Here is a 9389-nt window from a genome sequence, read left to right as displayed (position 1 = left end):
CACCGCGGGGCACCCCCCGAGACTACCGGCGTCGCGCCACCCGCCCCTACCCGACGGGGTGTCCCCGGTCACGGTGCCGCGTGTCGCGGCGATGGCCGTCGGCGTTTCCCGCGGGGGCACCGCCTTCACCGGAGCGGTCTTCGCCGGCGCCGCCGTGGCGGCGGCGGGTGCGGCCTTGGCGGGAGCAGCCTTCGCGGGTGCGGCCTTGGCGGCGGGACCGGCCTTGACCGGCGCCGTCTTGGCGGGAGCGGCCTTGGCCGGTGCCGCCGTCTCGGTCACCTTGTCGGTGGCGGCGGCGGCTGTCTTCTTCGTCGCGGCCGCGGCCTTCTTGACCGCCTTGCCGGCCGCACCGTCACCGGCGGCCTGCTCGGCCGATGCCGCGACCTCCTCGACCGCGCCCGCGGCCGTCGCGGCGACCGTCGCCGCGCCGGACGCGGCGGCGCTCTCGGCACGGGCCGCGTCGCCCTGCGCGTCACCCTCGCCGAGCTGGGCGGCGAGCTTGTCGGCGAACTGTCCCAGCAGCTTGTTGCCGACGTCGGTCATCACACCGCGGCCGAACTGCGCGGGCCGGCCGGTGATGTTGAGGTCGGTCAGCACGTCGACCCGCGTGATCGAGCCCTCGGCGGCTAGCTTCGCCGTGACGACGGCCGCGGCGGTGCCGTTGCCCCGCTGGTCCTTGCCGCGCGCGTCGATGACCGCCTTGTGCGCGGCCTCGTCCTTCTCGATGAAGGATGCCTTGCCCTGGTAGGTCAGGTTGATCGGGCCGAGCTTGACCTTCACGCGGCCGGTGAAGTCGTCGCCGTCCACGGTGTCGAGCGCGGCGCCGGGCATGCACGGTGCGATCCGCTCGATGTCGAGGAGCACCCGCCAGGCCTCGTCGATGGGCACGGGCACGGTGAACGAGTTCTCCAGCTGCACGGCTGACCTCCTGGAGCGATACGTCTCGGCCGGTCCACCCTAGGGGCGAACCGGCCGGAACGAGCGAGTACGGAACAGCGGTTGCCGACGACGCTACAGCCCGGCGGCGACCGTCACCGCCCGGCGGGTGAGCACCTTGGCGAGGTGTTCACGGTAGTCGGCCTGCCCGTTGAGATCGCTGCTCGGGCTGGTGCCCTCCGCCGCGTGCTCCGCCGCCGCCGCGACCGATTCCGCCGTCGCCTCGACGTCGACCAGCGCCGCCTCGACACCGCTCGCCCGCAGCGGGGTCGGGCCCATGTTGGTCAGCCCGATCCGCGCCTCGGCGATCCGGCCTCCCTCGGTGCGGACCAGCGCGGCCACCGCCACGATCGACCACGCCTGGGCCACCCGGTTGAACTTCTCGTAGTGCATGCCCCAGGTGCCCGGCAGCTTCGGGATGCGGATCTCGACGAGGAGCTCCCCCTCCGCCAGCGCGGTGGTGAGGTAGTCGACGAAGAACTCCGCGGCGGGCACGGTGCGCCGGCCGCCCAGCCCGGCGATGACGAACTCGGCATCCAGGGCGAGGGCCACGGCCGGGAGGTCACCGGCCGGGTCGGCGTGCGCCAGCGCGCCGCCGAACGTGCCCCGGTGGCGCACCTGCCGGTCGGCGACCGTCTCGGTCGCCTCGGCGATCAGCGGGGCGTGCTGCGCGATCAGCGGGTCGGAGATGACGTCGGAGTGCGTCGTCATCGCGCCGATGACGATCGCGTCGCCGTCGTCCCGCACACCGCGCAGCTCGGCGACCTTCGTCAGGTCGACGACGGTCTCCGGAGCGGCCAGGCGCAGCCGCATGACTGGGATCAGCGACTGCCCCCCGGCCATGATCTTGACGTCCTCACCGCCCGAGGCGACGGCCTGCAGCGCCTCGTCGATCGTCGTCGGCCGGGCGTAGGCGAAGGCAGCGGGAATCATCGGTCCCCTCCCAGCGAGGAAGCGTCGGTGGAGACACCGGCGGTGGTCTCGGTCTGTGCCCCGCCGTAGGCGTTGGTGCCGGCCGTGGCGCGGTCCCCGCCGTCCCCGCCCTGATGGATGGCCCGCCAGACCCGTTCGGGCGTCAGCGGCATGAGGATGTCGGACACCCCCAGGTGCCGGACGGCGTCCAACGCGGCGTTCACGACCGCCGGCGTGCTGGCGATGCAGCCGGCCTCGCCGACACCCTTGGCGCCGATCGGGTTGCCCGGTGCGGCGTGGACGGTGTTGCCGGTGTCGAAGTGCGGCAGGTCCGCAGCCGACGGCACCAGGTAGTCGACGAAGGTGCCCGTCGTCAGGTTGCCGTCGGCGTCGTAGACGGCCTCCTCGTACAGGGCCTGCGCGATGCCCTGCGCCAGCCCGCCGTGCACCTGGCCCTCGACGATGAGCGGGTTGACGACGATGCCGACGTCGTCCACGCAGGCGTACTTGCGGATCTTGACCATGCCGGTCTCGGTGTCGACCTCCATGGCGCACAGGTGCGTGCCGTGTGGGAAGGAGAAGTTGACCGGGTCGAAGGTCGCCTCCGCGTCGATGGAGGGCTCCATGCCGTCGGGGAAGTTGTGCGCCGCGAAGGTCGCCAGCGCGATCTCCTGGATCGACAGCCCCGTGCCGGGCGTGCCGCGCACCGAGAAGCTGCCGCCCGAGAAGTCGAGGTCCTCCTCGCTCGCCTCGAGCAGGTGGGCTGCGACCCTGCGGGCCTTGGCGACGACCTTGTCCGCGGCCTTCATCACGGCCGCGCCGCCCACGACCAGCGACCGGGAGCCGTAGGTGTCCAGCCCGCGCGGGGAGATCGCGGTGTCGCCGTGCAGCACCTCGACGTCCTCGAACGGCACGCCGAGCGAGTCGGCGACGAGCTGGCTCCACGCCGTCTCGTGACCCTGGCCGTGCGGCGTGGAGCCGGTGACCACCTCGACCTTGCCCGTGGGCAGCATGCGGATGGACGCGTTCTCCCAGCCGCCCGCCCCGTAGGCGAGCGAGCCGAGCACCCGGGAGGGGGCCAGCCCGCACATCTCGGTGAACGTGGAGAAGCCGATGCCGAGCTGTACCGGGTCGTTCGACTCACGACGGCGACGCTGCTCCGCGCGCAGCTCGTCGTAGCCGAGCAGCTCGAGGGCCTGCTGGGTGGCCTGCTCGTAGTCGCCGCTGTCGTACTCGAGCCCCGCCGCCGTGGTGAACGGGAACTCCTCGGCCTTGATCCAGTTCTTCCGGCGCAGCTCCAGCGGGTCCATGTCCAGCTCGACGGCGAGCTCGTCCATGATCCGCTCGATGGCGAAGGTGGCCTCTGGCCGGCCGGCGCCGCGGTAGGCGTCGGTGGGCACCTTGTTGGTGAAGATGCCCCGACAGTCGAAGCGGTAGGCGGGGAACTTGTAGATCCCGACGAACATGAACGCACCGAGGACCGGTACCCCTGGGCTCACGAGCCGCAGATAGGCGCCCATGTCGGCGAGGATGCGGCAGCGCAGCCCCTTGACGTTGCCCTCGCGGTCGGAGGCGATGTCGATGTACTGGATCTGGTCGCGGCCGTGGTGGGCCGACATCAGCGACTCGCTGCGCGTCTCGGTCCACTTCACCGGCTTGCCCAGGCGCCGGGCCACCAGCATGCAGATGACCTCCTCGGGCGTGACCTGGAGCTTGCCGCCGAAGCCGCCACCGACGTCGGGGGCGATCACGCGCAGCTTGTGCTCGGGGACGCCGGTGATCATCGCCAGCATCACGCGGAGGATGTGCGGGATCTGGGTCGCGGCCCACATCGTGTAGTTGTCGCCCTGCGGCTGGACGACCACCGAGCGAGGCTCCATGAAGGCCGGGATGACCCGCTGCTGGACGAACCGCCGGCTGACGACGACCTCGGCGTCGGCGAACGCCTGCTCGGTGTTCCCGCCCGTGCCCGCCTCACCGGCGTCGAAGACGAAGTTGAAGCTCTCGTTGGAGTCGATGTGGTCGTGGCACAGGTGGGCGTCCTGCCCGACGGCCTTCTCCATGTCGAGCACGACGGGGAGCGGGTCGTAGTCGATGTCGACCAGTTCGACGGCGTCCTGCGCGGCGGTCTTGCTGCGGGCGACGATCACCGCGACGGCCTCGCCGACGTGGTTGACCTCCTCGACGGCCACCGACGGGTGCCCGGGATTGACCATGTCGGGGGTGACCGGCCAGGCGCAGGGGATGGAGCCCTGCTCGTCGGCGAAGTCGCGGCCGCTGTAGACGGCGATCACGCCCGGCGCCTGCTGGGCGGCGGTCAGATCGACGTTGGTGATCTTGGCGTGCGCCACGGGGCTGCGGACGACCGCGAGGTGCAGCATCCCGGGCAGCACCATGTTGTCGGTCCAGGTCGTCTTGCCGGTGATCAGGCGGGCGTCCTCCTTGCGGAGACGCGCCTTGCCGATCTCGGCCTCCGGCGCCTGCGCGGCGACCGGTTCCTCGACGAGAGTCATGACTGGGCCCCCAGGGCCTCGGTGGCGGGCGCGGTGCCGCCACTCATCTCGGCGGCCGCCTGCTGCACGGCCCGGACGATGTTCTGGTAGCCGGTACACCGGCAGAGGTTGCCCTCGATGCCCTCGCGGACCTCGTCGTCGCTCGGGTTCGGGTTGTCGTTCACCAGGTCGATCGACGCCATGATCATCCCCGGGGTGCAGAACCCGCACTGCAGGCCGTGCATCTCGTGGAACGCCTTCTGCATCGGGTGCAGGGTGCCGTTCGAGGAGATGCCCTCGATCGTCGTGACCTCGCTGCCGTCGGCCTGGACGGCGAAGACGGTGCAGCTCTTCACGGCCTCGCCGTCCAGGTGCACCGTGCAGGCGCCGCAGTTGCTGGTGTCGCACCCGACGACGGTGCCGACCTTCCCCAACTGCTCCCGCAGGTAGTGGACGAGAAGCGTCCGCGGTTCGACGTCGTCGCTGTAGGACGCGCCATCGACCCGCACAGAAATCTGGGTCACCGATCCTCCGCTCTGAGGTGTGGCCCCGGTCACTTCCGGAGTACACGGCGGAGTCTGTCAACGGAGCGGCGACTTAGGCCAGGCTTACCCAGCCGTCGGGCAGGGGCGGGGCGTGCCCCCGGGCCCGACCGGTGCGAAAAGCCCGGAATCCCGGGCTGAACTGCGACTTCCGCCCCGGCGGCCGCGCAGCCGGCAACGTTGCAGTGCGTTGCAGCGTCAGGCCGCGGGCACCCGCACCCGCGCAGGTCCGACGGGGGCATCGGCACGGACGGCGGCGTCGCGGGTCCGGCGGCGGAGGACGGCCGAGAGGGCCAGCGGGATCAGGCCGGCGACGGCGAGACCGGCCCCGACGACGCTCGGCGCCCGGTACCCGAGCCCGGCGGCGATGACCAGTCCGCCGAGCCAGGCGCCCAGCGCGTTGGCCATGTTGAGCGCGGAGTGGTTGAGCGCGGCACCGAGCATCTGCGCGTCGCCCGCGGTCTCCATCAGCCGCATCTGCATGCAGATGGCCATGACCGAGGCACCGATGGAGACGAGGAAGACGCCGACGAACAGCCCGGGCGCCCAGGGCGAGACCAGCGCGACGACGGCCAGGAGCACGCCGAGGAACACCAGGCTGCCGACGAGGGAGGGGAAGAGGGACCAGTCGGCCAGCCGGCCACCGAGCGCAGTCCCGATGACACCGCCGGCGCCGTAGACGAGCAACACCCACGGCACGGTCCCGCGGGAGAGCTGCGCGACGTCGGTGACGACCGGGGCGATGTAGCTGTAGAGCGCGAACATGCCGCCGAAGCCGACGACGCCGACCAGGAGGGTGAGGATCACCTGCGGTCGCTTCAGCGCGCCCAGCTCGCCGCGGATCGTCGCCTCCGCGCGCCCGGGCGACGACGGGACGACGGCGAGCACCGCGGCGACCGTGATCGCGGCGAGCACGACCACCAGCCAGTACGCCGACCGCCAGCCGAGCTGCTGCCCCATCCAGGTGGCCGCCGGGACGCCGGTGAGCATGGCTGCCGCGAGGCCGAGGATGACCGAGCTGACGGCCCGGCCGCGCAGGTGCGGCGCCACGAGGGAGGCGGCCACCAGCGACGCGACGCCGAAGTACGCCCCGTGCGGCAGCCCGGTCAGGAAGCGGGCGACCAGCAGCGTGCGGTAGCCGGGAGCGAGCGCGGTCAGCGCGTTGCCGACCAGGAAGGCGCCCATCAGGCCGACGAGCAGGGCCCGGCGTGGCAGCCGGGCGGACAGCGCGGCGATGACCGGGGCCCCGACGACGACGCCGAGCGCGTAGACGGAGATGACGTGGCCGGCCGAGGGGATGTCGACCCCCACGCCGTCGGCGATGTCGGGCAGGACGCCCATCGTCACGAACTCGGTGGTGCCGATCGCGAAGCCGCCGAGGGCCAGGGCGACCACCGCGACCACCACCCGCAGGGTGCTGCGCCGCGGAGGGCTCACCTGTGGAGGGACGGTCGTCGGGGCTGACTCACTCACTCATGCTGCCAAGAGCCCGTCCCCTCGCCCGCATTCCCGCAGCTCGGCGCGTCAGCGAAGACGTGGTGCGCGTCTCAGCCGGAGCAGGTGCGTCGCAGCCGTCGCGCGCCGGGGTGAGCTGGGCGGCAGCCATTCCAGGCAGGTCTGCCAGACGGTGACGTCGTCCCGGGCCTCGGGCAGCTGCGCGTAGCGCAGGAGCAGCTCGGGACGGCGGCTGCGCAGGACCGCCTGCCGGAGCAGCGCGGCCACCCGCGCGCGGGCCGCGGCGACCCCCGGGGCGTGCGAGCCGGGCAGCACCGCACCCGGATAGCGCTCCAGCGCCGAGCCGACCGATCCGCGCGCGAGCAGCCGGCGCACCTGGTCCAGGTCGCTGTCGACCCGCCCGAGCAGGCGGTAGGGACGAGAGCCCACCAGGTCGGCACCGACCAGCCGCCGCAACCGGGACAGCTCGGCGCGGACGGTCACGGCCGCGGCGTCACCGGGATGGCACTCGGCGGCCAGTTGCGCCGTGGTGCGCCCCTCGCCCGCCACGGCGGCCTCGGCGAGCAGCAGGAGGAGCTCGGAATGGCGCAGGGACAGCTCGATCGGGCCGGACGGCACCGTCAGCCGCGCCCGTTCCCGGCCGAGGACCTCCAGCCGCGGCGGCTGCAGCGGCGACGGCAGCCTGCGGGGCGTGCGCTGCGCCTGCTCCCGGTGCTGCCAGCGCAGTTCCGACTCGACGGCGGCCACCGTGGCCCGCACCAGGGTGAGCACGTGCGGACTGGCCACGTGGTCGCCGCCGGTCACGTCGATGGCGCCGAGCAGGACGCCGGTGAGCGGGTCGTGCACCGGGGCGGCCGAGCAGCTCCACGGCTGGACGGGACGGCGGTAGTGCTCGGAGCCGTAGATCTGGACGGCGTGGTCGACGGCCAGGGCGGTGCCAGGGGCGTTCGTGCCGACGACGTCCTCGGCCCAGCGCGCCCCCTCGACGAAGTGCATGCCGGCGGCCTGCGAGCGCAGCCTGGGGTCGCCCTCCACCCAGAGCATGCGGCCACCGGCATCGGTCACCGCGACGATCATCTTGTCGTCCTCGGCGTCCTCGACCAGCAGCCGGCGGATCACCGGCATCACCGTCGCCAGGGGATGGGCCTCGCGGTAGGCCAGCAGGTCGTCGTCGAGCAGGTCGACCGGGGGCGCGAACCCGTCGGGGTCGACACCGCTGCCCAGGGAGCGCCGCCAGGACTCGCGGACCACGACCCGCACGGCGTCGTCGGGAAGCTCGGTGCCGGTGACCAGCCGCTCGTGGGCAGCGCGCAGCCGCCGGACGTGCTCCGGGCCCGGCCGCCCAGCGGGGAGCGCCAGCCAAGGGTTCACGACCGGAGGCACAGGACGAACCGCGGCCAGTGGCTCATGTCAGGCCCATCGTGACCTGTGCCGGCGGTTTCCACCAGATATCCGGTTGTGGACAACCGGACCCGGCGTCAGTGCACGGGGAGGACGACGTCCTCGTCGTCGGGCGCGACCAGCGTCCACGGCCGCACCACGACGACCAGGACGACGATCGCCAGCGTCAGCGCGGTGACCACGACGATGCCGATCGCGACCGCGTCGTTGCCCAGCACGCCCACGACGGGGGAGACCAGGGCGCCGACGCCGAACTGGATGGCGCCGAGCAGCGCGGCGGCGGAGCCGGCCGCCTCACCGTGGCGCGACAGCGCCAGGGCCGGGGCGTTCGGCAGGGCCAGCCCGCAGGCGAACAGCACCGCCCACAGGGAGATGACCACGGCGGGCAGCCCGCCGGTGCTCGTCCCCGCGAGCACGACCAGCGCGCCACCGGCGACGGCTCCGCCCACGGTGCCGGCGACCAGCACCTGCTGCGGCTCCCACCAGCGGAGCACGAGCGGGTTGAGCTGGGTGGCGGCGATGAGCCAGAAGGCCCCCGCGCCGAACAGCAGCCCGAACTGCTGCTCGTCGAGGCCGAACTCGCCCTGGTAGACGAAGGCCGAGCCGGACACGTAGCTGAACAGCCCGGCCATGGTCAGCCCGGCGACCAGCACCAGGCCGACATAGGTGCGGTCGTGGAGCAGGTCGCCGTACCCGCGCAGCGTGCCGCGGATCCCCGCGCTGCGCCGGCGCTCGGGCGGCAGGGTCTCCCGCAGCGTCGCCCAGCCGACGGCGAGCATCAGCAGGCCGTAGACCGCCAGCAGCGCGAAGACGCCCCGCCAGGAGGTGAACCGGAGGATCTCCCCGCCGATGGTGGGAGCCAGCACCGGCGCCGCCCCGAGGACGAGGAACAGCCTGGAGAGCATGGTCGCCGCGGCACGCCCGTTGTAGAGGTCGCGGACGACGGCGATCGCGATGACCGCGCCGGCGGCGGCACCCACGCCCTGGAGCACCCGCAGGGCGCCGAGGACGGCGACGTTCGGCGCCACCAGCACGAGCAGCGAGGCCAGCACGTGCAGCGCGGTGCCCGCCAGCAGCGGACGCCGGCGGCCGAACGCATCCGACAGCGGCCCGAGCACGAGCTGGCCGAGCCCCAGGCCGACGAGGGTGCCGGTGAGGGTCAGCTGGACGGTCGACGCCGTCGTCCCGAGCTCGCGCGTGATGGTGGGCAGCGCCGGCAGGTACATGTCGATGGTCAGCGGGCCGATCGCCACGAAGGCGCCCAGCGTGAGCGCGGTACGTGCGGCACCCGGGGGTGCGACCGGAGCGGAGATCGGGACCTCGGTCGCCGGATCGGCGGCGCGTTCCTGGATGGCGGTCATAGGGGGCCCCTCGGGCGTCGGGAAGTTCCGCGGGGCCCACGCTGGCTCGAACCGCCGTACACGGGCGACAAGCCACCGACGCGGCCGGTCATTCCGGGTCGGCGGAGTCTTTCGTCGGGATTCCGGTCAGCGGGACGGGCGGGCGGGCAGGAGAGCGCGCGGATCGCGGGCGCGGGCGGCCCCCCACCAGAGGCCGGCGCCGTAGGCGAGGTCCTCGAGTCGCCGGGCGGCGGCGAAACGGACCGGTCCCACCCGGCGGCGGTGCGGCCACCAGGCGGCGACCGCGTTGG

At 73.1% G+C, this 9389-nt stretch carries 7 protein-coding genes; all 7 read right to left on the bottom strand.

Annotated features, from left to right (window positions below):
• Positions 1 to 918 (bottom strand): SRPBCC family protein (locus tag E4P38_RS22530; RefSeq protein ID WP_245161240.1); only part of this gene is annotated, 918 nt, incomplete at its 3' end.
• Between the two features lie 93 nt (positions 919 to 1011).
• The gene (locus E4P38_RS22525) at positions 1012 to 1869 is read right to left on the bottom strand and encodes a xanthine dehydrogenase family protein subunit M (protein ID WP_135134229.1); all 858 of its coding nucleotides are present in this window, start codon (positions 1867 to 1869) and stop codon (positions 1012 to 1014) included.
• Complete coding sequence (locus E4P38_RS22520; protein WP_135134228.1) at positions 1866 to 4361, bottom strand: molybdopterin cofactor-binding domain-containing protein; 2496 nt, start codon at positions 4359 to 4361, stop codon at positions 1866 to 1868. Before E4P38_RS22520 ends, E4P38_RS22525 begins: the two co-directional genes overlap by 4 nt.
• On the bottom strand, positions 4358 to 4864 hold the full coding sequence (locus E4P38_RS22515; RefSeq protein ID WP_135134227.1) for a (2Fe-2S)-binding protein: 507 nt from the start codon (positions 4862 to 4864) through the stop codon (positions 4358 to 4360). The genes E4P38_RS22520 and E4P38_RS22515 overlap by 4 nt, the downstream gene beginning before the upstream one ends.
• A gap of 216 nt (positions 4865 to 5080) precedes the next feature.
• A complete protein-coding gene (locus E4P38_RS22510) occupies positions 5081 to 6319 on the bottom strand; it encodes an MFS transporter (protein WP_135134226.1) in 1239 nt (412 codons plus the stop codon).
• An 87-nt stretch (positions 6320 to 6406) separates the two neighbouring features.
• Complete coding sequence (locus E4P38_RS22505) at positions 6407 to 7708, bottom strand: phytochrome sensor protein (protein WP_135134225.1); 1302 nt, start codon at positions 7706 to 7708, stop codon at positions 6407 to 6409.
• Between the two features lie 107 nt (positions 7709 to 7815).
• Entirely contained in the window at positions 7816 to 9099 is a 1284-nt protein-coding gene (locus tag E4P38_RS22500; RefSeq protein ID WP_135134224.1) for a multidrug effflux MFS transporter, read from the bottom strand.
• Positions 9100 to 9389 lie beyond the last annotated feature (290 nt).

The sequence above is a fragment of the Blastococcus sp. CT_GayMR16 genome, assembly GCF_004570875.1.
Classification (GTDB): domain Bacteria; phylum Actinomycetota; class Actinomycetes; order Mycobacteriales; family Geodermatophilaceae; genus Blastococcus_B.
This window is presented reverse-complemented; position numbering and strand designations above follow the sequence as displayed.

Bases quoted from the DNA above. Each gene is read 5' to 3' on its own strand.
- E4P38_RS22500 (WP_135134224.1), bottom strand. From the start codon at position 9,099: ATGACCGCCATCCAGGAACGCGCCGCCGATCCGGCGACCGAGGTCCCG.
- E4P38_RS22520 (WP_135134228.1), bottom strand. From the start codon at position 4,361: ATGACTCTCGTCGAGGAACCGGTCGCCGCGCAGGCGCCGGAGGCCGAG.
- E4P38_RS22525 (WP_135134229.1), bottom strand. From the start codon at position 1,869: ATGATTCCCGCTGCCTTCGCCTACGCCCGGCCGACGACGATCGACGAG.